Below are 24,262 nucleotides of genomic sequence, written 5' to 3' on the forward strand. Positions count from 1 at the left end.
AACGCACCGACAGGCCGCCGACAGCCCGGGAGGACCGGTTGTCGGCGGCCCGTCGGTCGGGCCTCAATGGAAGGTGTGCTCCTCGGCCGGGAAGGCGCCGCCGACCACGTCCTCGGCGAACGCCTTGGCCGCGCCGCCCAGCAGCTCGCGCAGCTGGAGGTACTGCTTGACGAACCGCGGCACCCGGCCGGCGGTGAAGCCCGCCATGTCGGTCCACACCAGCACCTGGGCGTCGCACTCGACCCCGGCGCCGATGCCGACGGTGGGGATGTGCAGCGAGCGGGTCACCTCGGCCGCCAGCTCGGCCGGCACCGCCTCCAGGACCACCGCGAAGGCCCCGGCGTCCTGCACCGCCTTGGCGTCCCGCAGCAGCTGCTGGGCGGCCTCCTCGCCGCGGCCCTGGACCGGGTAGCCGCCGTAGGCGTGCACCGACTGCGGGGTCAGCCCGACGTGCGCCATGACGGGGATGCCGGACGAGACCAGCAGCTCCACCTGGTGCGCGGAGCGCTCCCCGCCCTCCAGCTTGACGGCGCCCGCCCCGGCCTCCTTGACCAGCCGGGTGGCGCTGCGCAGCGCCTGGACCGGGCCTTCCTGGTACGAGCCGAACGGCAGGTCGGCGACGACCAGGGCGCGCTTGGTGCCGCGGACCACCGCCGCGGACAGGATGGCGATCTCGTCCAGCGTGACCGGCACGGTGGACTCGTAGCCGAGGTGGCAGTTGCCCATGGAGTCGCCGACGAGCAGTACCGGGATCCCGGACTCGTCGAAGACCGAGGCGGTCATCGCGTCGTAGGCGGTGAGCATCGGCCACTTCTCGCCGCGCTCCTTGGCTGCGGCGATGTCGCGGACCGTGATCCGGCGCGAACTGGTGCCCCCGTAGAGCGACTTGGGGTTGTCCTTGACGGGCTTGGCGGTGGGCTCGGCGGTGGCCCCCGCGGCCGGCTTCTGGGCAGGCGAAAGCTGCGTCATGGTGACGGCTCCTGTTTCTTCATCTCGAAGCACCCTGACGGTGTCTCCGGACTCCCCTCCATGCTGGCACGCCCTGCCCGGGGAGCAAAAGGGGGCGGGGCGGCGGGAGCAAACGGGGCCGGGGTGGTGGGAGCCGGGGACCCGGGGCGGCGGGCGGTCGGCTGCGGCGAACCGGTGGCCTTGGCCCGGCTCGCCACCAATACGAAACGGTTCCGTATCGATATAAGCGTATGGTGGCGTCATGGCCACCTCACCGACGCCACCGGACGCGTCCGGCGCCTCAGCCGCCTCCCGCATCCCCGCGCACATCCACCGCCGGCGCTGGCTGATCCTCTGCGTCCTGATGCTCAGCCTGCTGATCGTGGTGCTGGACAACTCCATCCTCAACGTCGCGATGAAGACCATCGCGACCCCGGCCCCCACCGGCCTCGGCGCCACCCAGAGCGAGCTGGAGTGGGCGATCAACTCCTACACGCTGGTCTTCGCCGGGCTGCTGTTCACCTCCGGCCTGCTCGGCGACCGCCTCGGCCGCAAGAAGGTGCTCCTCTTCGGCCTGGCGGTCTTCGGCACCGGCTCGGTGCTCGCCGCGGTCTCCGCCTCGCCCGCCGAACTCATCGCCTTCCGTGCCCTGATGGGCCTGGGCGGCGCGTTCGTCATGCCGGCCACCCTCGCCATCCTGATGAACGTCTTCGAACGCGAGGAGCAGCCCCGGGCGATCGGCGTCTGGGCCGGCGGCGTGGGGTTGGCCATCGCGGTCGGCCCGATCGCCGGCGGGCTGCTGCTGGACCGCTTCTGGTGGGGCTCGGTCTTTCTGATCAACGTCCCGATCGTGGTGTGCGCGCTGGTCGCGATGGTCTTCCTGGTGCCCGACTCCAAGGACCCCGCCCCCGGCAGACTGGACCCGGTCGGGGTGCTGCTCTCGGTGGTCGGCCTGGTCCTGCTGGTCTACGGGATCATCAAGGGCGGGCAGCTCGCCGACTTCACCGTCCCCGAGGTGCTCGCCACGGTCCTCGGCGGCCTGGCGGTACTGGCCGGGTTCGTCGTCCACCAGAGGCGCAGCGACCACCCGTCCATCGACATCGGCTACTTCCGCAAGCCCGCCTTCTCGGCCGCCGTCGCCGCCATCGCGCTGGTCTTCTTCGCGCTGATGGGCGTCACGTTCTTCATCGTCTTCTACGTCCAGAGCGTGCGCGGCTACAGCCCGCTGGAGTCCGGGGTGCTGATCCTGCCGCTGGCCGCCGCCCAGCTGATCTTCGCGCCCCGGGCCCGGCTCGCGGTGGACCGCTTCGGCGCCCGCGCGGTGTGCACCGTCGGCATGCTGGTGGTGGCCGTCACGATGGCCGGGATGCTGCTGCTGGGCACGGACACCCCGATCTGGGTGCTGGAGGTGCTGTTCTTCCTCCAGGGCACCGGGATGGCGCACATCATGCCGCCGGTCACCGTCGCGATCATGCAGTCGCTGCCGCGCGAGAAGGCCGGCTCCGGCTCGGCGCTCAACAACATCTTCCGGCAGGTCGGCGGCACCCTCGGCGTGGCCGTCCTGGGCTCGCTGCTCTCCACCACCTACCGCACCGGCATCCAGGACTCCCTCGACGCGCTGCGCGGCGTGCCGGGCCCGGTGCGGAACGCGGCCGGCGAGTCCATCGAGGCCACCCTGGGCCTCGCCGCCCGGCTGCGCCCGCTCGCGGCCCGCACACTGACCGTCAAGGCCGACGACGCCTTCCTGCACGCCATGCACGTCACCGCGCTGGGGTCGGCGGCCGTCTCGGTGATCGGGGCCGTGGTGGTCGCGGCATTCCTGCCGGGCAAAATGGCCCCGGGTCCGCACGCGGCGGAGCCGCGGGACGGACAGAAGGCGGGCGCGACACGATGAGCCGGGTGGCGGAAGACCGCGGGCGGACGGCCGGGGCGCGAGCGGGGTCGGCGGCCCCCCGGCGCCGGGGCCGCCCGCGCAGCGCCGCCGCCGATTCCGCCATCGTCGAGGCGGTGCTCCGCCTGATCGAGGACGGTGTCCCGATAGCCGAGCTGTCCATGGAGCGGATCGCCCGCGAGGCCGGGGTGGGCAAGGCCACGCTCTACCGCCGCTGGCCCGGCAAGAGCGCGCTGCTGCTGGACGTGATGCGGTCCCAGGACACGCCCTGTCCGCCGCTGGACGGCGACTCGGTCCGCGAGGACCTGGTGCGGCTGCTGGAGTTCCTGCGCCGCCGCGGCCTGGCCAAGCGCAGCTCGGCGGTGCTGCGCACGGTCGTCAGCCACGTCCAGGCCCAGCCCGAGCTGTGGGCGGAGTACCACGAGACGGTCGTCCGGGCTCGGCACGAGGCGCTGCTCGGGGTGCTCCGGCGCGGGGTGGCCAGCGGTGAGATCCGCGCCGACCAGGATCTGGAGACCCTCGCCGACCTCTTCGTCGGCCCGATGCTGGCCCGCGCCATCCTCCACGAGTGGAAGGAACTCCCCGAGGGGCTCGCCGAGGACATCGTCGACACCGTGCTGGAGGGCGTCCGGCCCCGGCCGGCGACGCGGCCGGCGGACGGACCCGTGAACGGACCCGCGACGGGGACCGCACCGGGCGCGGAGTGAGCGCCCGACGACCGGCGCCCGGCCCGTATGACCGGACCATGCCCGTTGTGTCACAGCCGCTGTCACGAACGGCCCGATCGGAACCCGGGGCGGCGGACCCACCGTCCTCTCCTGCGGGAACGCGAAGACGGGTCCGGCGGAACGTCGATCTAAGAATGCGTTTCACAGCCATCGCCTAGGGTCGAAGATCACAGGTGAGGCGCACCGGAGCAGGGCGGCAAGGTAGTGAGGACAGCGGTATGGCGCAGGCGTACATGACGGAGCCGGAACAGGGTCAGGGGTCCGAGCGGGCCGGTTCCCGGTCCGGACGCCTGCGGAACTGGTGGCGCCGCGAAGGGATGTGGCGGCGCGGCATCATCCTGGCGGTGCTCGCGGTCCTGCTCGGGCTGGCGATGGTGCTGCACGCCCGGATCCCCAACACCGTGGGGAACCTGGGGAGTTTGCTGGAGACCTTCCTGCCGTGGCTGGGACTGGGCGTCCCGCTGCTGCTGCTCTGCGCCCTGTTGCGCCGCTCGGCGACCGCGCTGGTGGCGCTGGTGCTGCCGGCCGTCGCCTGGGTGAGCCTCTTCGGCGGGCAGATCACCGACAAGTCCGGCACCGGCGGCAATCTGACCGTGCTCAGCCACAACGTCGACGCGGGCAACGCCGATCCGGCGGGCACCGCCCGGGACATCGTGGCGTCCGGCGCCGACGTGGTCGCCCTGGAGGAGCTGACCGGCACCGCCCTGCCCGTGTACCGCAAGGGCCTGGCCGAGGCGTATCCGTACCACACGGTGCAGGGCACCGTCGGCCTGTGGAGCAAGCGCCCGCTGGCCGACGCCCGGCCGGTGGACATCAAGATCGGCTGGGTCCGGGCGCTGCGCGCCACCGTCACCGCCCCCGACGGCCGGCAGGTCGCGGTCTACGTCGCCCACATGCCGTCCGTGCGGGTCTACGTCGACAAGGGCTTCACCGCCAACCAGCGGGACGGCAGCGCGCGGGCGCTGGGCGAGGCGATCGCCGCCGACCCGGTCCGCCAGGTCATGCTCCTGGGCGACCTCAACGGCACCATGAACGACCGCTCGCTGGCCCCGCTGACCTCGCAGCTGCGCTCCGCCCAGGGCGCGGCGGGCGACGGCTTCGGCTTCAGCTGGCCGACCGAATTCCCGATGGCCCGGATCGACCAGATCCTGGTGAAGGGCATCGACCCGGTCAAGGCGTGGGTGCTGCCGGCCACCGGCAGCGACCACCGGCCGGTGGCGGCCACCGTGAAGATCTGAGGGCGGTCGGCCGTGCGGCGCACGGCCGACCGACAGCCCGCGTCGGCAGGACGGTCCCGCGGCCGTCCTGCCGACGCGGGCTTTTCACGTCCCGTTTTCACGTCGGAACACTCCGCCTGGGAGACTTTGTTCCGCATTCGAACTTGGACCGCCGCGCGCCGCACCGCGCACCCCACCCCGAAAGGTTCTCCATGCCCTTGGCTCTGCTCGCGCTCGCGATCTCGGCCTTCGGTATCGGCACCACGGAATTCGTGATGATGGGCCTGTTGCCCGACGTCGCGAACGATCTGGGCACCTCCGTGCCCACCGCCGGCTACCTCGTCTCCGCCTACGCCCTCGGCGTCGTCATCGGCGCCCCGCTCCTGACCGCCCTCGGCTCCCGGGTCCCCCGCAAGCGGTGGCTGGTCGTGCTGATGGCGGTCTTCACGGTCGGCAACCTCGCCTCCGCCCTGGCCCCCACCTTCGGCCTGCTGATCGCCGGTCGGCTGCTGGCCGGGCTCCCGCACGGCGCGTTCTTCGGCGTCGGCGCGGTGGTCGCCGCCCGGCTGGTGCGCGAGGGGCGCCAGGCCCGCGCGGTGGCCACCATGTTCCTCGGCCTGACCATCGCCAACATCGTCGGCGTGCCCGCGGCCACCCTGCTCGGCCAGCACCTCGGCTGGCGTGCCACCTTCCTCGTCGTCGCCGTCATCGGCCTGGTCGCGATGGCCTCCCTGGCCCGGCTGATCCCGCCGCTGCCGGCCGACCGGAACACCGGCCTGGGCGGCGAACTGCGCGCCCTGGGCGACCGCCAGGTGCTGCTCGGCCTGCTCACCACCGTCTTCGGCTTCGCCGGGGTCTTCGCCGTCTACAGCTACCTGGCCTCGATGATGACCGAGGTCACCGGCTTCGCCGCCGGCTCGGTCCCGCTGGTCCTGGCCCTCTTCGGCATCGGCATGACGCTCGGCGCGCTGGCGGCCGGCCCGCTCACCGACCGGGCACTGCGCCCCACCCTCTACGGCTCCCTCGGCGCGCTCGCCCTGGTCCTGGTGGTCTTCCACTTCGCCGCCCCCGTGAAGTGGGCGGCGCTGGTCACCGTGGTCCTGATCGGTGCCATCGGCTTCCTGACCACCACCCCGCTGCAGATGCTGGTGATGAACAAGGCGCAGCAGGCGCCGACGCTGGCCGCCGCCTCCAACCAGTCGGCGTTCAACCTCGCCAACGCCGGCGGCGCCTGGATCGGCGGTCTGGTCCTCTCCGCGGGCTGGGGCTGGACCTCGCCCACCCTGGCCGGCGCGGTGCTGGCCGCCGCCGGCCTGGCGGTGGCGCTGCTGGCCGGCCTGCTGGACCGCGGCGCACCCGACGCTCCCACGCGGATCGTGGCACGCGGCGGGGAGAACGAGCCGGAGCCGGAGCCGGCGGCGCCCGGCGCATCGGACGCGGTCAGCCGCTAGGTCGGGCCCGCGGCGGTGCAGCCCCTAGGGCCTGTCCGATGGGTCATGGCCGGGTCCGTGGCGTCTGGTACGGCACCTCGCCGCGTTGCCGAAACGCCCCAATAGCTCCGCTATCGAGCCGCTCCATAGCTCCGCTATCGAGCCGCTCCGGCGCCTTGCGATGCACCGCACCAGACGCCACGGCCTTGCCGACCCTGACCCATCGGACAGCCCCTAGGCCCCCTCCCGCCAGTGGTTCGTGATCGGCAGTCGCCGGTCCTTCCCGAACCCCTTGGCGGAGATCTTGGTGCCGGGCGGGTACTGCCGGCGCTTGTACTCGGCGTGGTCCACCATCCGCAGCACCCGGGTCACCAGCGCCTCCTCGAAGCCCTGCGCCACGATCTCCTCGCGGCCCCGGTCGCGGTCGACGTACAGCTCCAGGATCCGGTCCAGCACCGCGTAGTCCGGCAGCGAGTCGGTGTCGACCTGGCCGGGCCGCAGCTCGGCGCTGGGCGGCTTGCTGATCGAGTGCTCCGGGATCGGCGGGGTCTGGCCGCGCTCGGCGGCGGCCCGGTTGCGCCAGCGCGCCAGCTCGAAGACGACGGTCTTGTAGACGTCCTTGATCGGGCCGTAGCCGCCGACCGAGTCGCCGTAGAGCGTCGAATAGCCGCACGCCAGCTCGGACTTGTTGCCCGGCGCGAGCACCAGGTGCCCCTCCTGGTTGGACAGCGCCATCAGGGTCGTGCCGCGCAGCCGGGACTGGAGGTTCTCCTCGGCCAGCCCGGTCACCCCCAGCGCCTCCATGTACGCGTCGAACATCGGGCCGATCGGCACCGTGCGGAAGTGCAGTCCGGTGCGGCGGGCCAGTTCGGCGGCGTCGCCGATCGAGTGCTCCGAGGAGTAGCGCGAGGGCATCGCGATCGCGTGCACCTGCGCGGCGCCGACCGCGTCGCAGGCCAGCGCGGCGACCAGCGCGGAGTCGATCCCGCCGGACAGTCCCAGCACCACGCTGCGGAAGCCGTTCTTGGCGACGTAGGCGCGCAGCCCGACCACCAGCGCGGTGTAGATCTCCTCCAGGTCGCCGAGGCGTTCGGCCTGTCCGCCGAGGGTCTGCGGCGGGTAGGGCGGCAGGGGTTCGGCGGAGAGCACGACGTGGTCCACCCGCAGCCCGTCGTCCAGCTCCCCGGACGGCGGTTCCGGCGCGGCGGCGGGCAGCTCCAGGTCGACCAGCACGCACCCCTCGGCGAACTGCGGGGCCCGGGCGATCACCCCGCCGTCCCGGTCGACGACGATCGAGTCGCCGTCGAAGACCAACTCGTCCTGCCCGCCGATCATCGCGAGGTAGGCGGTGGTGCAGCCGGCCTCCTGGGCCCGCTTGCGGACCAGTTCCAGCCGGGTGTCGTCCTTGTCCCGCTCGTACGGCGAGGCATTGACGGACAGCAGCAGCCCGGCGCCGGCGCTGCGCGCGGCGGGCACCCGACCGCCCTCCTGCCACAGGTCCTCGCAGATGGCCAGCGCCACGTCGACGCCGTGGACCCGGACGACCGGCAGGGTGTCCCCGGGGACGAAGTAGCGGAACTCGTCGAAGACGCCGTAGTTGGGCAGGTGGTGCTTGGCGAAGGTGAGGGCGACCGCGCCGCGGTGCAGCACCGCCGCCGCGTTCTGCGGGGCGCCGGCCGGCAGGCCGTAGCGGGGCAGCGCCTGCGGGCAGCGGTCGAGGTAGCCGACGACGACCGGGACGTCGCCCAGTCCCTCCGCGGCCAGCCGGGCGGCCAGCGCCGGCAGCGCGGCCCGGCTGGCCTCGACGAACGACGGGCGCAGCGCGAGGTCCTCGACGGGGTAGCCGGTCAGTGCCATCTCGGGGAACGCGACGAGATGCGCGCCCTGGCCGGCCGCGTGCCGGGTCCAGTGCACGATCGTCTCGGCGTTCCGGGCGATGTCGCCGACGCAGGAATCGATCTGATTGAGGGCGAGACGAAGCTGAGGCACCCCGCCAGTGTAATCGTCTTTCTGACGCAATGGGGGGTGCGCGGCGCTACGGGGCCGCGCGCGGCGGGTTCTGCAACGGTGTTGCTCGACGTTCTGTAACGGTGTTACTCGCCGCCGATCGGCGTGCGGCGGCCCGGTGGTGGCCGGGCGAGGGCCCGGCCGGCCTGGTGGGGCGCACCGGGCCGGCCGAGGTCGTCGGTCAGTCCCGCCGGTAGCCGAGGATGGTCATCATCCCCGACTCCGAGTGGTAGACGTTGTGGCAGTGCAGCATCCACAGACCGGGGTTGTCGGCGTCGAAGTCCACCGCCACGCGCTTGCCGGGACGCAGGACCGTTGTGTCCTTGCGCGGCCCGCCATCGGGGAGCGTGAAGCTGTGCCCGTGCAGGTGCATCGGGTGCCACATGGTGGTGTCGTTCTGGAACACCAGCCGCACCCGTTCGCCCTCCCGGATGGGATAGCGCTGCGACGGGGTGTACTGGCGCCCGTTGATCGCCCAGTCGAAGCGGTCCATGGTGCCGGTCAGCTTCATGGTCAGGACGCGGTCCGGCCGCCGGTCCCGGGCCCGCACGCTCTCGTGCGCCCGGAGCCGGTCCGCGGTCGTCAGCGGCCCCTCCAACTCCTTGGGGTGGACCGAGGCTTCCGGCGCCCGGCCGCTCGCGGTGCGCAGCAGGGCCAGTGCGGTCTTGTTCCGACCCTTGCCGTCGGCGACGGCGACCAGCGGGAAGACCCCGGAACGGGCGGTGACCAGGACGTCGTAGCGCTCGGCCATGCCGATCAGCAGCTGCTCGGCGCGGGTGTGCCGCACCGGGTTGCCGTCGGTGTGCGTCACGACCATCCGGTGGCCGCCCAGTGCCACCCGGTAGGCGGTGTCGCCGCCGGCGTTGATGAAGCGGATCCGGATCCGGTCCCCGGGGCGGCAGCGGAAGGTGTCCGGGTCGTCCTTCGTGCGGCCGTTGATGAGGTGGTAGGGGTAGTCCACGTTGCCCGGCATGCCGTCCAGCACGTTGCTGTGGGCGCTGGTCGGCAGCAGGCGGGAGGGCCCGTTGTGGCCGCGCCCGGGGCCGTCGTCGCGGCGGGCGCCGCGGCTCGCCCGGGCCGCGGCGCCCGCGGCCGCGGTGGCGGTCATCCCGTGCAGGGGCAGGCCGCCCAGGCCGAAGTCGTGCAGGTTCTTGTCGGCCAGGTTCAGGCCCAGGTTGCCGAGGCCCGAGGAGTCCACCTTGGGGAGGATCCCGTCGAGGCCCAGGTCCTTGATGATCGGCGGGGTCCGGGGAACCCGTTCGTCGGTGCCGACGTCGCCGTTGTGGACGTGGTGCTCGGTCCTGCCGTTGTCGTGGCTGCCGGCATGGCTGCTGGTGTGACTGCTGCTGTGGCTGCTGGCGTGGCTGGTGCTCTTGGTGTTGCCGTTGGTCTTGCTGTGGCCCGCGCCGTGGCCGTCGTGGCCGGGCCCCTGGCCTTCGCGCCCCTTGCCGTGGTCGTTCGGGTGCGCGGGCGCGTCGTGTCCGTGCGCGTCGTGCCCGTGCCCCTCGTCCGTGCCGCGCCCGTGGTCGGAGTCGTGTCCGCCGTGGTCGGCGCCGTCGTTGCCGTGCATGGAGCCCCGGCCGTGGTTCAGCTCCTTCAGCACGGCGTCCGGGGTGCTGCCGTCCACGCCGTCCAGCCAGTCGTCCAGGATGACCACCCACTCGTGGTCGTACGCCATCGGCTCCCGCGGGTCGTCGACGATCAGCGGCGCGTAGAGGCCGCGGTCCTGCTGGACGCCGACGTGCGGATGCATCCAGTAGGTGCCGGGCCGGGGAAGCCGGAAGTGGTAGTGGAAGGATTCGCCGGGCCGAATGGGGCGCTGGGTGACGTCGGGGACGCCGTCCATGTCGTTGCGCAGGTCCAGTCCGTGCCAGTGCAGCGTGGTGGACTGGGGCAGCCGGTTGGTGAAGGTCATCGACAGGGTGTCGCCCGACGTGAGCCGGAGGACGTCGGCCGGCAGCCGGTTGTCGTACACCCAGGTGTGGACGGTCCGGCCGCCGATGTCGACCCGGGCCTCCTGGGCCTCCAGGTGCATCCGGCGCACCCGCCCGGAGGAGTAGCGCCGGTCCTCGACGTCGACGACCTCCGGGCCGTGCGGGTCGACGTAGCGGCCGCGCTCGGTGTGGTCGTCGTGACGACGGTCGTGCGGGCCGGGGGCCGCGCCGGCGGAGGTGGCGAGCAGACCGCTGCCGGCGACCGCGATACCGGCGCCGAGCACGGCGCGGCGGGAGTGCGTATGAAAGGAATCCATGGGGTCAGCACCTCGTGGCGATGTCGGGGGCGGGGGAGCGGGGCGGCCGCGGACTCCCGCGGGCGGGGGTTCCAGGACCCGAGGGGAGCCCCGGTCGACCGCGGTCGGGGCCGGGGCGGCGCGGGGCCGTGGGGAGGCCGGGGTCAGCTCGTGCGCACCGAGCCGGCGGTCAGCGGCGAAGCGCCGTGGGCACCGCGGCCCGGGGGTATCGGCCACGGTCCGCGCAGCCGGTGGTCGCGCAGGGCGGCGGCCTTGCGGTGTTCACCCATCGCAGACCTCTCGACGGCCGGTGGCGTACGGACGCACCCTTGTTCCCGGGGTACCGACCCCGGAGGTGGCCCATCGCGCCGCGCTCGCCGCGTCCGGTGGACCGTCTGCCTATTCTTGGTCTTCCCACCTCCCCGGCATATCTGGCATTTCGGACGCGCCGCTGGGATCACCCGAACACCAGGAAGTCCGTGAGTCCGATCAGCTCCACCGCAGACGCCCGTACCGGCATCGCCGGGCGGGCCGCCGCCGTCCTGCTGCTGCTCGGCGCGCTCGCCTACACCGCCTGGGTGCTGGAACTGGTGAGCACCACGGGCCTGGACCCGGTGCGGGCGTACGTGAGCGAACTGGCCGCCGCCGATCAGCCGCTGGGCGGCCTGTTCCGCGCCACCGACCTGGTCGCCGGGCTGCTGGTGCTGGCCGGCGCGCTCACCGCGCTGGCCACCGCCCGGCGCCGGCCCTGGACGGTGGCCGGCCTGTGCGCCCTGGCCCTCTTCGGCGCCGCCACCGTGCTGGACTCCCGGCTGCCGCTGAGCTGCGCCCCCACCAGCGACCCGGTGTGCGCCGCCCGGGAGACCGCCGGACTGGTCCCGGCCACCCACACCGCGCACGCCGTCAGCAGCACGCTCGCCATGCTCGGCGCGCTCGCCGCGCTGGTCCTGCTGACCGTCGCGGCCCGCCGCTACGGCCACTGGCCCGGGCTCGCCCGCCTGGGCCCGCCGCTGGTGCTGGCCGAACTCGTCGCCACCGCTTGGACGCTGGCGGAGGCCGCCGTCCTCACCGCGGGCCGGGACACCTGGGCGCTCGGCGTCGGCCAGCGCCTCCAGGTGCTGCTGGTCGCCCTCTACCTCGCCGTGCTCGCCGGCTGCCTGGCCCGCGGCGCCCGCCGCGGCGCCCCGGCCGACACCCCCGCCGTGCCCCGGGACCTGCCCCGAGGAGCCCCATGAACCCCCGCAACGCCCCCGGTCGGATAGTGCGCGTCGGCGGGCTGCCGCTGCACGTGCTGAGCGAGGGCGACGGCCCGGTCGTGGTGCTCAGCGCCGGCCTCGGTATGGCGTGGTTCGACTGGGACGCGGTCGCCGCGCTGCTCGTCCCGCACCGCACCGTCGTCCGCTTCGACCGCCCCGGCCTGGGGCTGAGCGCCCCGTCCGCGGCACCGCCGGACCTCGTCGACGAGGCCGACCGGATCGCCGGCCTCCTGGACGCCCTCGGCCACCGGGCGCCGGCCACCGTCGTCGGTCACTCGATGGCCGGCTTCCACGTCGAGGCGTTCGCCCGGCTGCACCCCGACCGGTGCGACGGACTGGTCCTCGTCGACGGCAGCGTCGAGGAGGACCCCCGGCCCCGGCTGCCGCGCGCGGTCCGCGCGGCCTGGGCGCGCGGGGCGGCCGGTGTGCTCTCCGCCGCCGGGCTGCCGCACCTCCTCGGCCCCGCCGCGCGCCGCCTGCTCACCCGCGCCGGGACGGTGGGCCGCCACGGCACCGGGGACTGGGAGCGGGCCGGCTACCGCACCAGCCGGGTGCTGCGGGCCTGCGCCCTGGAGAACGCCGGCTACCCCTATCAGGCCGCGGACCTGGCGGAGCTGCGCCGGCACCGCCCGCTGCCGGCCGTCCCGGTGACCGTGCTGGCCGCCTACGACGGCAGCGAGTCACCGCGCCAGCTGCGCTGGCTGGCGCGGCAGCGGGCGCTCGCCGCCGAGCTGGGCGGGCGCTGCACACTCGCCGCCCCCGCCGGCCACCTCGTCATGGCGGACGCGCCGGAGGCGGTCGCGCGGGCGGTGCTGGAGCTGCGCTGAGAGCCGTCCGTGACGGCAGGTGCGAAAGGGCCGAACGCCGCCCTACGGACCGCTCAATACCGGGTCAACGGGGCCTTACGGAGCGTCCAAGACTGGGCCAAGGCGCTCGATTCCCGCGCCACCGGGCGCTGACCCTGTTCGCGGCGGGAAGGATTCCGGAAGCACGCGAGAAGGGGGTCACGGGTCGACGGTTCTGATTCAGGCCAAGGGTGCGTAATGTGACGGTAACCCCCTGACGTGATACTGGTGGGCCGGAACGCGATGATCCCCGCGCGTGGACAGGCCAAATGACCTGCAAGGATTGGTGAACCATGGACAAGCAGCAGGAGTTTGTGCTCCGGACGTTGGAAGAGCGCGACATTCGCTTCGTCCGGCTGTGGTTCACCGACGTCCTCGGATTCCTGAAGTCGGTGGCGGTCGCCCCGGCCGAGCTTGAGCAGGCGTTCGACGAGGGCATCGGCTTCGACGGCTCGGCCATCGAGGGCTTCGCCCGGGTCTACGAGTCCGACATGATCGCCAAACCGGACCCGGGTACCTTCCAGATCCTGCCGTGGCGCGCCGAGGCCCCGGGCACCGCCCGGATGTTCTGCGACATCCTGATGCCGGACGGCTCGCCCTCGTACGCCGACCCGCGGTTCGTCCTCAAGCGCATCCTGGCCAAGACCTCCGACCTCGGCTTCACCTTCTACACCCACCCCGAGATCGAGTTCTTCCTGCTCAAGGACAAGCCCGTGGACGGCTCCCGGCCGATCCCCGGCGACTCCTCCGGCTACTTCGACCACACCCCGCAGAACGTCGGGATGGACTTCCGCCGCCAGGCGATCACCATGCTGGAGTCGATGGGCATCTCGGTGGAGTTCAGCCACCACGAGGGCGCCCCCGGCCAGCAGGAGATCGACCTGCGCTACGCCGACGCGCTCTCCACCGCCGACAACATCATGACCTTCCGGCTGGTGATGAAGCAGGTCGCGCTGGAACAGGGCGTGCAGGCCACCTTCATGCCCAAGCCGTTCTCGGAGTACCCCGGTTCGGGCATGCACACCCACCTCTCGCTCTTCGAGGGCGACCGCAACGCCTTCCACGAGTCGGGCGCCGAGTACCAGCTCTCCAAGGTGGGGCGCTCCTTCATCGCCGGCCTGCTCAAGCACGCCGGCGAGATCTCCGCCGTCACCAACCAGTGGGTCAACTCCTACAAGCGCATCTGGGGCGGCGCCAACCGCACCGCGGGCGCCGGCGGCGAGGCCCCCTCGTACATCTGCTGGGGCCACAACAACCGCTCCGCCCTCATCCGCGTCCCGATGTACAAGCCCGGCAAGATGGGCTCCACCCGGGTCGAGGTCCGCTCGGTCGACTCCGGCGCCAACCCCTACCTGGCCTACGCGGTCCTGCTCGCGGCCGGCCTGAAGGGCATCGAGGAGGGCTACGAGCTCCCGGCCGGCGCCGACGACGACGTGTGGGCGCTGTCCGACTCCGAGCGCCGGGCGATGGGCATCGAGCCGCTGCCGCAGAACCTCGGCGAGGCCATCGAGCTGATGGAGCGCAGCGAACTGGTCGCCGAGACCCTCGGCGAGCACGTCTTCGACTTCTTCCTGCGCAACAAGAAGCAGGAGTGGGAGGAGTACCGCTCCGAGGTCACCGCCTTCGAGCTGCGGAAGATGCTGCCGGTGCTGTAGGGCCTGGACCAGCCCCTGTGTCCGAGCCGACCCGCCACCGAGAGGCCGCCCCATGGCACTACCCGCTCCGCAGGGACGGCGGAGCAGCACCTTCACCCGGCTGCTGAGGCACGGTTTCACCGATCCTTCGGCGGCCGGCACGCTGCTCGACGCCACCGAACTCGCCCCCGTACGCGACGACTCGGTGCTCCTGGAGGCGCTGGGCGCCACCCCCGACCCCGACCTGGCGCTGCGCGGCCTGGTGCGGCTGGTGGAGGCGCTGTCGCCGGCGGAGCGGCAGGAGCTGCTGGCCACCGTCGCCGCCGCCAAACCGCTGCGCGACCGGCTGCTGGGCGTCCTCGGCGCGTCCGAGGCGCTCGGCGACCACCTGGTCCGGCACCCGGGGGACTGGCGGTCGCTGGTCACCTACGAGTCGGTCGATCTGCACCCGACCACGCCGGAGTTCGAGCAGGCGCTCGCCGACGGCATCTGGGGCGAACGGGGCGCCGACCGGCCGCGGGCGGACGCCCTGCGCGCCGCCTACCGCCGCAGCCTGCTGGGCATCGCGGCCCGCGACGTGTGCGGCACCACCGACGTCGCGGAGGCCGCGGCGGAGCTCGCCGACCTGGCCACCGCCACCGTCCGCGCCGCCCTGGAGATCGCCTACGAGGAGCAGCCCGGCGACGCCGCGCAGTGCCGGCTGGCGGTCATCGGCATGGGCAAGTGCGGCGGCCGGGAGCTGAACTACGTCTCCGACGTGGACGTCATCTTCGTCGCCGAGCCGCGGGAGGGCGCCGAGGAGGCCAAGGCGCTCCAGGCCGCGACCCGGCTCGCCGCCCGGATGATGCGGCTGTGCTCGGACAGCACCGTCGAGGGCACCATCTGGCCGGTGGACGCCAATCTGCGCCCCGAGGGCCGCAACGGGCCGCTGGTGCGCACCCTGTCCAGTCACCTCGCCTACTACCAACGGTGGGCCAAGACCTGGGAGTTCCAGGCGCTGCTCAAGGCCCGCCCGATGGCCGGCGACCTGGCGCTGGGCCAGGAGTACGTCGACGCGCTGTCGCCGATGGTGTGGGACGTCGCCGAGCGGGAGAACTTCGTCACCGACGTCCGCCAGATGCGCCGCCGGGTCGTGGCGAACATCCCCGCCGCCCAGGTCGACCGGGAGCTCAAGCTCGGCCCCGGCGGGCTGCGGGACGTCGAATTCGCCGTCCAGCTCCTCCAGTTGGTGCACGGCCGCACCGACGCCACACTGCGCAGCGCCACCACCCTGGACGCCCTGGCGGCGCTCGCGGCCGGCGGCTACGTGGGCCGCCAGGACGCCGCCGCGCTCGACGCCGCCTACCGCTTCCTGCGCACCCTGGAGCACCGGATCCAGCTGTTCCGGCTGCGCCGCACCCATCTGATGCCCGAGGACGAGTCCGAACTCCGCCGTCTGGCACGGTCGTTGGGGCTGCGCACCGAGCCGGTCGAGTCGCTGCGCCGGGAGTGGAAGTGGCATGCCCGCGAGGTGCGTCGACTGCACGAGAAGCTCTTCTACCGGCCGCTGCTGGACGCCGTCGCCCACCTGGAACTCGGCGAGGCCCGGCTGTCCGCGAAGGCCGCCGGGCACCGCCTGGAGGCCCTCGGCTACGCCGACCCGATCGCCGCGCTGCGGCACCTGGAGGCGCTGGCCTCCGGGGTGACCCGCAAGGCGGCGATCCAGCGGACGCTGCTGCCGGTGCTGCTCGGCTGGTTCGCGGACTCCGCCGACCCGGACGCCGGTCTGCTGGGCTTCCGCAAGGTCTCCGACGCGCTCGGCAAGACCCCCTGGTACCTGCGGCTGCTGCGCGACGAGGGCGCCGCGGCGGAGAACCTCGCCCGGGTGCTGTCGGCCGGCCGGCTCGCCCCCGACCTGCTGCTGCGCGCCCCCGAGGCGGTGGCCCTGCTGGGTGCCGCCGACGGGCTCCAGCCGCGCGGCCGGGCCGCCCTGGAGCAGGAGGTGCTGGCCGCGGTCGGCCGCGCGGAGGGCGCCGAGGCGGCGGTTGCGGTGGCCCGCGGGGTGCGCCGCCGGGAGCTGTTCCGGACCGCGGCGGCGGACATCATCGGCGCGTACGGCACCGAGTCCAGCCCCGCCGAGACCGACCACGGCCACGCCGTCGACGCGGTCGGCTCGGCGGTCTCCGACGTCAACGCCGCGACCCTGGCCGGCGCCCTGCGGGCCGCGGTCCGCGAGCACTGGGGCGACACCCTGCCCACCCGGTTCACGGTGATCGGCATGGGCCGCTTCGGCGGCCACGAGCTGAGCTACGGCTCGGACGCCGATGTGCTGTTCGTCCACGAGCCGCGCGAGGGCGCCGACGAGCAGGAGGCCGCCAAGGCCGCCCACGCGGTCGCCAACGAGATGCGCCGGCTGCTCCAGCTCCCCTCCTCCGACCCGCCGCTGCCGATCGACGCGGACCTGCGCCCGGAAGGCCGGTCGGGCCCGCTGGTGCGCACCCTCGCCTCGTACGCGGCGTACTACCGGCGCTGGTCGCTGGTGTGGGAGGCGCAGGCGCTGCTGCGCGCCGAGCCGGTGGCCGGCGACGCGGAGCTGGGGGAGCGGTTCGTCGAGCTGATCGACCCGCTGCGCTACCCGGCCGAGGGGCTGGGCGAGGACGCGGTCCGCGAGATCCGTCGGCTCAAGGCGCGGATGGAGTCCGAGCGGCTGCCCCGCGGCGCGGACCCGACCACCCACGCCAAGCTGGGCCGGGGTGGGCTGAGCGACGTGGAGTGGACGGTCCAGCTGTTCCAGATGCGGCACGGCTGGGAGCTGCCCGGACTGCGCACCACCCGCACCCGGGACGCGCTGGCCGCCGCGCACGCCGCCGGGCTGATCGGCACCGACGAGGCCCGGACGCTGGACGAGGCGTGGGTGCTGGCGGCGCGGGTGCGCAACGCGGTGATGCTGGTGCGCGGCCGGCCCGGCGACACCTTCCCGGCGGACGGCCGGGAGCTGGCGGCGGTCGGCCGCTACCTCGGCTACGAGGAGGGGCACGTCGGCGAGATGGTCGACGACTACCGGCGGATCACCCGCCGGGCCCGGGCCGTCGTCGAGGAGCTGTTCTACGGGGCGTGACCGCGCGCGGTCACGCCTTGAGGGGGCCGAGCTCGGCCGCCCCCACGTACCGCGCCAGCCGGTGCGGCAGCCGCCCGTACCACGCGCAGGCCAGCGCATAGCCGAACGCCAGGCACAGCACGCCGCCCAGCGCGTCCAGCCAGAAGTGGTTGGCGGTGGAGACGATCACCGTCAGCGTGGTGGCGGGGTAGAGCAGGCCCAGTGCCTTGCCCCACACCGGCTTCGCCAGCAGCGCGATGGTGATGCCGCACCACAGTGACCAGCCGATGTGCATCGACGGCATCGCGGCGTACTGGTTGGACATCGACGCGAGGTTCCCGGACGCCATGGAGCCCCAGGTGCCGTGCTCGATGACGGTGTCGACGAAGCCGCCGTCCGGCATCAGCCGGGGCGGCGCGAGCGGGTAGAAGTAGTAGCCGACCAGGGCGACGCCGGTGGTCGCGAAGAGCGCGAGCCGGGCCGCCGCGTACCGCCCGGGATGCCAGCGGTAGAGCCAGATCAGCACCCCGATCGTCACGATGAAGTGCAGCGTCGCGTAGTAGTAGTTCATCGAGACGATCAACCAGGTCACCGAGTTCACGGCGTGGTTGACGGTGTGCTCGACGGCGATGCCCAGGGCGTGCTCGGCCTGCCAGATCCAGTCGGCGTTCCGCAGCGCCTTGTCCTTCTGCTCGGGCACCGCGTTGCGGATCATGGAGTAGGTCCAGTAGCTGACCGCGATCAGCAGGATCTCGAACCAGAGACGGGGTGAGCGCGGGGTCCGCAGCCGGGCCAGTCGCCCCCTGTCGACCGGACGCTCCGTGTGCTCCCCGCTGGATGGCGGGGCGGTCTGCAGATCGTCCAATGTCCTCACATGCGCATCACCCATAGGCAGACAGTCTGCCAGAAAGGGTTTCGCGGCCGATCATCCTCCGGTCGGGTGAGCGACACCTCGTATCGACCTTCAGGAGGACGGGCGATCCCCTAGGGGACGACCCGGGAGGCCCGTGGCGGCCGGGGTACCTTCGCCGTCCCGGGCGTCGCCTTGGGCACCGACGCGGTCGAACCCCGCACCACCAGCTCGGGGTGGAAGACGAACTCGCTGGGCGGCGCCGGGGTGCCGCCGATCTCCTCCAGCAGCGCCCGCACCGCCGCCTGCCCCATGGCCTGGACGGGCTGCCGGATCGTCGTCAGCGGCGGGTCGGTGAACGCGATCAGCGGGGAGTCGTCGAAGCCCACCACGGACATCTCCCGCGGCACGTCCAGCCCGCGCTGCCGGGCGGCCCGGATCGCTCCCAGCGCCATCATGTCGCTGGCGCACACGATCGCCGTCACGCCCCGCTCGATCAGCGCGGCGGCCGCGGCCTGGCCGCCCTCCAGGGTGTAGAGCGAGTGCTGGACGAGCGGCTCCGCCTCCGCCGCGTCCATGCCGAGCCGCTCCTGGGCGCAGCGGAGGAACCCCTCGATCTTGCGCTGGACCGGCACGAACCGCTTCGGCCCGACCGCCAGCCCGATCCGCCGGTGCCCCAGCGCGGTGAGATGGGTCACCGCCAGCTCCACCGCGGCCCGGTCGTCGGGGGAGACGAACGGCGCCCGCACCTTGTCGGAGAAGCCGTTGACGAGGACGAAGGGCACGCCCTGGCCGCGCAGCTGCTCGTAGCGCCCCATGTCGGCGTCCGTGTCGGCGTGCAGTCCGGAGACGAAGATGATGCCGGCCACCCCGCGGTCCACCAGCATCTCGGTGAGCTCGTCCTCGGTGGAGCCGCCCGGGGTCTGGGTGGCCAGCACCGGGGTGTAGCCCTGGCGGGTCAGGGCCTGCCCGATCACCTGGGCGAAGGCCGGGAAGATCGGGTTCTCCAGCTCCGGGGTGATCAGCCCGACCAGCCCCGCGCTGCGCCGCCGCAGGCGGACCGGTCGCTCGTAGCCCAGGACGTCGAGGGCGGCAAGCACGGACTGGCGGGTGGTGGCGGAGACGCCGGGCTTCCCGTTGAGAACCCGGCTGACGGTGGCCTCGCTGACACCCGCCTGTGCTGCGATATCGGCCAGCCGGGCGGTCATGAGGTGGACTGTACCGGTCGCATGTCAGATTGCCCACCAGCTGCAGCTGTCCCCGGGCAGCACCGCCGCCCCGTCGGCGACCGCCACCGGCGCGGTGCCGAGCAGCAGTTCCCCGGGCAGCGGGATCTCGGTGTCCTGGCCGCGGGTGTTGACGGTGCACAGCACCCCGGGCCGGCGGAACGCCAACACGCCCTCGGGGGCGGGCTGCCACGCCATCTCCCCGTCGCCCAGGCCCGGCAGACGGCGGCGCAGCTCCAGCGCGGCGCGGTAGAGCTCCAGGGTCGAGGACGGGTCGCCGGCCTGTGCCGCGACGCTCAGCCGGCCCCAGTCGGCGGGCTGCGGAAGCCAACTGCCGCCCGGCCCGAAGCCGTACGGCGGCAGCTCGCCGGACCAGGGCAGCGGCACCCGGCAGCCGTCCCGGAAGCCGTCCTGGCCGCTGGTGCCGGAACAGCCGTCGGCCGTCTGCCCGTCGCCGCCGAGCCGGCCGCGGAAGAACGCCGGGTCCTGACGCACCTCGGCGGGCAGGTCGGTGACCTCGGGCAGGCCGAGTTCCTCGCCCTGGTAGAGGTAGGCCGAGCCGGGCAGCGCCAGCATCAGGAGGGTGGCGGCGCGGGCCCGGTCCAGGCCGCCGCCGAGGCGGGTGGTGTGCCGGACGACGTCGTGGTTGGAGAGCACCCAGGTGGTGGGCGCGCCGACGGCGACGGTGGCGGTCAGCGAGGAGTCGATGACCCCGCGCAGCGCCTCGGCCTCCCACGGGGTGGTCAGGAACTGGAAGTTGAACGCCTGGTGGAGCTCGTCCGGGCGGACGTAGAGGGCCAGCCGCTCGACGCTGGGCGCCCATGCCTCGGCGACCCCGATCACCTCCTTGTCGTTGGCCTCGCCGTAGGAGTCCAGCAGCCGGCGCCAGGCGCGGTGGATGGCGTGCACGCCGTCCTGGTCGAAGAAGGGCAGGATCTGACTGCCGATCAGCCGGGCCTGTTCGCCGTGGCCGATGTCGGGCAGGCCGGCGGCCTTGACCATGCCGTGGGCGACGTCCACCCGGAAGCCGTCCACGCCCAGGTCCAGCCAGAAGCGCAGGATGGCGGCGAACTCCTGGTGCACCTCGGGCCGCTCCCAGTCCAGGTCGGGCTGTTCGGGCGCGAAGAGGTGCAGGTACCAGTCGCCGCGGTCGGTGCGGGTCCAGGCGGGGCCGCCGAAGACCGACTCCCAGTCGTTGGGCGGCAGTTCGCCGTGCTCGCCCTTGCCGGGCCGGAAGACGTAGCGCTGTCGGGCCAGGTCCGGATCCTGGAACCAGGGGTGGCGGTCGGAGGTGTGGTTGGGGACGATGTCCACGATCACCCGCAGGCCCAGCGCGTGCGCGGTGCCGATCAGGTCGTCGGCGTCCTGGAGGCTGCCGAAGAGCGGGTCGACGGCGCGGTAGTCGGCGACGTCGTACCCGCCGTCGGCCTGCGGCGAGGCGTAGAAGGGGGTGAGCCAGACGGCGTCCACGCCCAGGTCCTTGAGGTAGGGGAGCCGGTCGCGCGCCCCGCGCAGATCGCCGATGCCGTCTCCGTCGCTGTCGGCGAAGGACCGGACGTAGACCTGGTAGATGACGGCGTCGCGCCACCATCCCCGGTCTCGGTCGGATCCGGCGGCCTGGGGGGCGGGGCTGGGGGAAGTGAGCTCCTGGGTCATCTGCCGTCCCTGTCAGGTCATGAGGCGAAGGTGCTTCCACGAAGTCAACGCTCGGAGGGGCGGCGGGTGACGGTGCGCCAGGGGCTCGACGGGTTCCGTTCCGGCCAGCGCGCCGCAACTCCTTCCAGAATTCTTGCAGAAAAGTCTCGCAACATCTTTCGGTTTGTTTTCGGCGCTGTTACGTTCCAGACCGCCAACCGAGGCTTTCCCTAAGGAGTTCACATGCGGCGTGGCATACGTGGCGCTCTCGCCACCGCGCTGGTAGCGGGCCTGGCACTGGCGGCGACGGGATGCGGGAGCGGGGGTGACGGCGGCGGCGCGGCCGGAGGTGAACTGTCCGGAACCGTTACCTTCTGGGACACCTCCAACGACGCCGAGAAGGCCACGTACCGGAAGCTTGCGGAGGGTTTCCAGAAGGAGCACCCCAAAGTCCACGTCTCCTATGTGAACGTCCCCTTCGGCGATGCCAACGCCAAGTTCAAGAACGCCGCGGGCGGCGGCGCCGGTGCCCCCGACGTGATGCGCACCGAGGTCGCCTGGGTCGCCGACTTCGCCAACCTCGGCTACCTCGCCCCGCTCGACGGCACCCCGGCCCTGGACGACACCGGCGACTACCTCCCGCAGGCCGTCGGCTCGACCAAGTTCGGCGGCAAGACCTATGCCGCGCCGCAGGTCATCGACACCCTCGCGCTCTTCTACAACAAGAAGCTCCTGCAGGACGCCGGCGTCGCCGTGCCGAAGACCTTCACCGAACTCGCCGCCGCCGCCCAGAAGATCAAGGACAAGACCGGCGCCACCGCCCTCTACCTGCGCGGCGACGACCCCTACTGGTTCCTGCCCTACCTCTACGGCGAGGGCGGCGACATGGTCGACGCGGCCCACAAGAAGGTCACCGTCGACAGCGCCGCCGGCGTCCGCGCGTTCCGCACCATCAAGCAGCTGGTGGACTCCAAGGCCGCCGTCACCGACGCCACCGACGGCCAGGAGAACCAGCTCAAGGCCCTCAAGGACGGCACCGTCGCGATGGCGATCGACGGCCCCTGGGACATCGAGGGCGCCCGCGCCGGCAAGGCGTTCCAGGACAAGGGCAACCTCGGCGTCGCCCCCGTCCCCGGCGGCAGCACCGCCCAGGGCTCCCCGCAGGGCGGCTGGGACCTCTCCGTCTACGCCGGCAGCAAGAACCTCCAGGCCGCCTACGCCTTCGTGAAGTACATGAGCTCGGCGAAGGTCCAGCAGGAGACCACCGACAAGCTCAGCCTGCTGCCCACCCGCAAGTCCGTCTACAACGTCCCGGCGGTCAAGCAGAACGAGATGGTCGCCTTCTTCAAGCCCGCCGTCGACGGCGCCGTGCAGCGCCCCTGGATCGCCCAGGGCAACTCCCTCTTCGAACCGCTCAAGGTCCAGATGAACAAGGTGCTCACCGGCGCCGCCACGCCCGAGCAGGCCGCCAAGGCCGTCGGGGACGCCTACCGGAAGCTGCTCAAGGACTACACGTGACGCTCACCGCCCGGATCCGCCGGGCGTTCGGCACCCACTGGTACGCCTGGACGATGGTGGCCCCGGTCGTCCTCGTCATCGGCGTCATCATCGGGATACCCCTGGTCCGCGGCGTCTACCTCTCCCTGACCGACGCCAACGAGGCCAATGTCGAGCGCTCGATCGGCATGAACCACATCCCCGCCACCTACCACTTCACCGGCCTGGACAACTACCGGGCGGTGCTGACCGACGGCGTCTTCTGGGACCGCCTCGGCTGGACCGTGGTGTGGACCGTCGGCTGTGTCTCCCTCACCTTCCTCACCGCCCTCGCACTGGCCAACCTGCTCAACCGCCGGATGCGCGGCCGCACCTTCTACCGCCTGGCGCTGATCCTGCCCTGGGCCATCCCCGCCTTCGTCTCCGTCTTCACCTGGCGGATGCTCTACAACGAGAAGAACGGCATCCTCAACAAGCTGCTGGCCGGCGGCGGCCTCGACGCCGTGCCCTGGCTCAACGACCCGACCTGGGCCAAGCTCTCGGTCATCGCGGTCAACGTCTGGCTGGGCGTGCCGTTCATGCTCGTCGCGCTGCTCGGCGGGCTGCAGTCCATCCCCGGCGAGCTCTACGAGGCCGCCGAGATGGACGGCGCCGGTGCCTGGCAGCGCTTCCGCCACATCACCGTGCCCGGCCTGCGCGCGGTCAGCGGCACCGTGATCCTGCTCTCCACCATCTGGACGTTCAACATGTTCCCGGTGATCTTCCTGCTCACCAGGGGCGGACCCGGCGACGCCACCGAGATCCTGGTGACCTACGCCTACCGCCTCTCCTTCGTGGACAGCCCCCGCAACTTCTCCGCCTCCGCCACCTGGGGCATGGTCATCCTCGCCGTCCTCGCCCTCGTCGCCGTCGGCTACCGCCGGGCGCTGCGCAAGCAGGGAGAGGTGTGGTGACCATGGCGCGCACACGCTCCGAACGGCACTGGTCGGCCTCGGTCGGACTGCACCTGGCCCTGGTGCTCGCCTCCGTCGTCGCGGTCTTCCCGCCGCTGTGGCTGCTGGTGACCTCCTTCAAACCCAAGAACGACGCCTTCACCACCAGCCTCGTCACCCACTTCACCCTCGACAACTACACCCACGTCCTGACCGGCACCTCCTTCCTCACCTGGTTCGGCAACTCCGTGGTCGTCGTCGCCCTGACCACCGTCATCGGGGTCTTCACCGCCGCCACCACCGGCTACGCCGTCAGCCGCTTCCGCTTCCCCGGCATGCGCCCGCTGCTGTGGCTGCTGCTGATCACCCAGATGTTCCCGGTCGCGGTGCTGATCGTCCCGCTCTACAACCTGCTCGCCTCCCTCGGCCTGCTCAACCAGCCGCTCGGCCTGGTCCTCACCTACCTCACCATCGCCGTCCCGTTCTGCGCCTGGATGATGAAGGGCTTCTTCGACACCATCCCGGTGGAGATCGACGAAGCGGGCCGGGTGGACGGCCTCACCCCCTTCGGCACCTTCTGGCGACTGGTCCTCCCGCTCGCCCGCCCCGGCCTGGCCGTCACCGGCTTCTACACCTTCGTCACGGCCTGGGCCGAGGTCGCCTACGCCTCCGCCTTCATGACCGGCGAGGAGAACCTCACCCTCGCCGGCGGGCTCCAGACCTTCGTCAACCAGTACAGCAACGACTGGGGTTCGATGACCGCCGCCGCCGTGATCATCGCCGTGCCGGCCGCGCTCGTCTTCGCCTTCGCCCAGCGCCACCTCGTCGCCGGACTGACCGCCGGCACCACCAAGGGTTGA

18 protein-coding genes are annotated in these 24,262 nt (G+C 72.6%); 11 read left to right on the forward strand and 7 right to left on the reverse strand.

The window, feature by feature from the left end; translation table 11 throughout:
- Window positions 1–63: 63 nt before the first annotated feature.
- On the reverse strand, window positions 64–969 hold the full coding sequence (gene panB, locus SNOUR_RS27980) for a 3-methyl-2-oxobutanoate hydroxymethyltransferase (protein ID WP_067352330.1): 906 nt from the start codon (window positions 967–969) through the stop codon (window positions 64–66).
- Window positions 970–1,210: 241 nt separating this feature from the next.
- On the opposite strand from panB, the gene SNOUR_RS27985 reads away from it, so the two are divergent.
- The 4 genes from SNOUR_RS27985 to SNOUR_RS28000 all read left to right on the forward strand — a co-directional run bounded on the left by SNOUR_RS27985 (window position 1,211) and on the right by SNOUR_RS28000 (window position 6,235).
- A complete protein-coding gene (locus SNOUR_RS27985) occupies window positions 1,211–2,842 on the forward strand; it encodes an MFS transporter (RefSeq protein ID WP_067352333.1) in 1,632 nt (543 codons plus the stop codon).
- Entirely contained in the window at window positions 2,839–3,546 is a 708-nt protein-coding gene (locus SNOUR_RS27990; RefSeq protein WP_067352336.1) for a TetR/AcrR family transcriptional regulator, read from the forward strand. Before SNOUR_RS27985 ends, SNOUR_RS27990 begins: the two co-directional genes overlap by 4 nt.
- Before the next feature lie 338 nt (window positions 3,547–3,884).
- Complete coding sequence (locus SNOUR_RS27995) at window positions 3,885–4,805, forward strand: endonuclease/exonuclease/phosphatase family protein (protein ID WP_376738595.1); 921 nt, start codon at window positions 3,885–3,887, stop codon at window positions 4,803–4,805.
- Between the two features lie 191 nt (window positions 4,806–4,996).
- Window positions 4,997–6,235 (forward strand): MFS transporter, encoded by a 1,239-nt coding sequence (locus SNOUR_RS28000; protein WP_067352339.1) that lies wholly within the window; start codon window positions 4,997–4,999, stop codon window positions 6,233–6,235.
- Between the two features lie 213 nt (window positions 6,236–6,448).
- On the opposite strand, the gene SNOUR_RS28005 is transcribed toward SNOUR_RS28000, so the two are convergent.
- The 3 genes from SNOUR_RS28005 to SNOUR_RS48515 form a co-directional block, all read right to left on the reverse strand.
- Entirely contained in the window at window positions 6,449–8,203 is a 1,755-nt protein-coding gene (locus SNOUR_RS28005; protein ID WP_067352340.1) for an NAD+ synthase, read from the reverse strand.
- Between the two features lie 199 nt (window positions 8,204–8,402).
- Window positions 8,403–10,472: a multicopper oxidase family protein gene (locus tag SNOUR_RS28010; protein WP_079142933.1), complete on the reverse strand. Its 2,070-nt coding sequence runs from the start codon at window positions 10,470–10,472 to the stop codon at window positions 8,403–8,405.
- A 143-nt stretch (window positions 10,473–10,615) separates the two neighbouring features.
- Window positions 10,616–10,741, reverse strand: coding sequence for a hypothetical protein (locus SNOUR_RS48515; protein WP_312633967.1), 126 nt, complete (start codon window positions 10,739–10,741; stop codon window positions 10,616–10,618).
- 189 nt (window positions 10,742–10,930) lie between these two features.
- On the opposite strand from SNOUR_RS48515, the gene SNOUR_RS28015 reads away from it, so the two are divergent.
- From SNOUR_RS28015 to SNOUR_RS28030, 4 genes are all read left to right on the forward strand, one after another.
- Window positions 10,931–11,686, forward strand: a complete 756-nt coding sequence (locus SNOUR_RS28015; protein WP_067352345.1) for a DUF998 domain-containing protein — start codon at window positions 10,931–10,933, stop codon at window positions 11,684–11,686.
- On the forward strand, window positions 11,683–12,534 hold the full coding sequence (locus tag SNOUR_RS28020; protein WP_067352347.1) for an alpha/beta fold hydrolase: 852 nt from the start codon (window positions 11,683–11,685) through the stop codon (window positions 12,532–12,534). The genes SNOUR_RS28015 and SNOUR_RS28020 overlap by 4 nt, the downstream gene beginning before the upstream one ends.
- Before the next feature lie 311 nt (window positions 12,535–12,845).
- Window positions 12,846–14,207, forward strand: a complete 1,362-nt coding sequence (gene glnA2, locus SNOUR_RS28025; RefSeq protein ID WP_067352350.1) for a gamma-glutamylpolyamine synthetase GlnA2 — start codon at window positions 12,846–12,848, stop codon at window positions 14,205–14,207.
- 52 nt (window positions 14,208–14,259) lie between these two features.
- Window positions 14,260–17,283, forward strand: a complete 3,024-nt coding sequence (locus SNOUR_RS28030; RefSeq protein WP_067352352.1) for a bifunctional [glutamine synthetase] adenylyltransferase/[glutamine synthetase]-adenylyl-L-tyrosine phosphorylase — start codon at window positions 14,260–14,262, stop codon at window positions 17,281–17,283.
- A 10-nt stretch (window positions 17,284–17,293) separates the two neighbouring features.
- Here the strand turns inward: SNOUR_RS28030 and SNOUR_RS28035 are convergent, their stop codons facing one another.
- From SNOUR_RS28035 to SNOUR_RS28045, 3 genes are all read right to left on the reverse strand, one after another.
- Window positions 17,294–18,151 carry a phosphatase PAP2 family protein gene (locus tag SNOUR_RS28035; RefSeq protein ID WP_079142934.1) on the reverse strand — a complete coding sequence of 286 codons (858 nt, stop codon included), beginning with the start codon at window positions 18,149–18,151 and terminating at the stop codon, window positions 17,294–17,296.
- A gap of 95 nt (window positions 18,152–18,246) precedes the next feature.
- On the reverse strand, window positions 18,247–19,320 hold the full coding sequence (locus tag SNOUR_RS28040) for a LacI family DNA-binding transcriptional regulator (RefSeq protein ID WP_067352354.1): 1,074 nt from the start codon (window positions 19,318–19,320) through the stop codon (window positions 18,247–18,249).
- 24 nt (window positions 19,321–19,344) lie between these two features.
- The gene (locus SNOUR_RS28045) at window positions 19,345–20,994 is read right to left on the reverse strand and encodes a glycoside hydrolase family 13 protein (protein WP_067352357.1); all 1,650 of its coding nucleotides are present in this window, start codon (window positions 20,992–20,994) and stop codon (window positions 19,345–19,347) included.
- A 222-nt stretch (window positions 20,995–21,216) separates the two neighbouring features.
- Between SNOUR_RS28045 and SNOUR_RS28050 the strand changes: the two genes are divergently transcribed.
- The 3 genes from SNOUR_RS28050 to SNOUR_RS28060 are packed head-to-tail and all read left to right on the forward strand — an operon-like array spanning window position 21,217 to window position 24,262.
- On the forward strand, window positions 21,217–22,491 hold the full coding sequence (locus tag SNOUR_RS28050; RefSeq protein WP_067352359.1) for an extracellular solute-binding protein: 1,275 nt from the start codon (window positions 21,217–21,219) through the stop codon (window positions 22,489–22,491).
- A complete protein-coding gene (locus tag SNOUR_RS28055; RefSeq protein ID WP_067352362.1) occupies window positions 22,488–23,423 on the forward strand; it encodes a carbohydrate ABC transporter permease in 936 nt (311 codons plus the stop codon). Before SNOUR_RS28050 ends, SNOUR_RS28055 begins: the two co-directional genes overlap by 4 nt.
- Window positions 23,424–23,425: 2 nt before the next feature.
- Window positions 23,426–24,262 (forward strand): sugar ABC transporter permease, encoded by an 837-nt coding sequence (locus SNOUR_RS28060; RefSeq protein WP_067352364.1) that lies wholly within the window; start codon window positions 23,426–23,428, stop codon window positions 24,260–24,262.

Origin of the sequence: Streptomyces noursei ATCC 11455, assembly GCF_001704275.1 — a bacterium.
Taxonomy (GTDB): domain Bacteria; phylum Actinomycetota; class Actinomycetes; order Streptomycetales; family Streptomycetaceae; genus Streptomyces; species Streptomyces noursei.

Excerpts from the sequence above, each read along its gene's own strand:
- SNOUR_RS28060 (WP_067352364.1), top strand. The coding sequence starts at position 23,426 with ATGGCGCGCACACGCTCCGAACGGCACTGGTCGGCCTCGGTCGGACTG.
- SNOUR_RS48515 (WP_312633967.1), bottom strand. The coding sequence starts at position 10,741 with ATGGGTGAACACCGCAAGGCCGCCGCCCTGCGCGACCACCGGCTGCGC.
- SNOUR_RS28045 (WP_067352357.1), bottom strand. The coding sequence starts at position 20,994 with ATGACCCAGGAGCTCACTTCCCCCAGCCCCGCCCCCCAGGCCGCCGGA.
- panB (WP_067352330.1), bottom strand. The coding sequence starts at position 969 with ATGACGCAGCTTTCGCCTGCCCAGAAGCCGGCCGCGGGGGCCACCGCC.
- SNOUR_RS27985 (WP_067352333.1), top strand. The coding sequence starts at position 1,211 with ATGGCCACCTCACCGACGCCACCGGACGCGTCCGGCGCCTCAGCCGCC.
- SNOUR_RS28030 (WP_067352352.1), top strand. The coding sequence starts at position 14,260 with ATGGCACTACCCGCTCCGCAGGGACGGCGGAGCAGCACCTTCACCCGG.
- SNOUR_RS27990 (WP_067352336.1), top strand. The coding sequence starts at position 2,839 with ATGAGCCGGGTGGCGGAAGACCGCGGGCGGACGGCCGGGGCGCGAGCG.
- SNOUR_RS28020 (WP_067352347.1), top strand. The coding sequence starts at position 11,683 with ATGAACCCCCGCAACGCCCCCGGTCGGATAGTGCGCGTCGGCGGGCTG.
- SNOUR_RS28010 (WP_079142933.1), bottom strand. The coding sequence starts at position 10,472 with ATGGATTCCTTTCATACGCACTCCCGCCGCGCCGTGCTCGGCGCCGGT.
- glnA2 (WP_067352350.1), top strand. The coding sequence starts at position 12,846 with ATGGACAAGCAGCAGGAGTTTGTGCTCCGGACGTTGGAAGAGCGCGAC.
- SNOUR_RS28035 (WP_079142934.1), bottom strand. The coding sequence starts at position 18,151 with ATGGGTGATGCGCATGTGAGGACATTGGACGATCTGCAGACCGCCCCG.
- SNOUR_RS27995 (WP_376738595.1), top strand. The coding sequence starts at position 3,885 with ATGTGGCGGCGCGGCATCATCCTGGCGGTGCTCGCGGTCCTGCTCGGG.
- SNOUR_RS28050 (WP_067352359.1), top strand. The coding sequence starts at position 21,217 with ATGCGGCGTGGCATACGTGGCGCTCTCGCCACCGCGCTGGTAGCGGGC.
- SNOUR_RS28040 (WP_067352354.1), bottom strand. The coding sequence starts at position 19,320 with ATGACCGCCCGGCTGGCCGATATCGCAGCACAGGCGGGTGTCAGCGAG.
- SNOUR_RS28000 (WP_067352339.1), top strand. The coding sequence starts at position 4,997 with ATGCCCTTGGCTCTGCTCGCGCTCGCGATCTCGGCCTTCGGTATCGGC.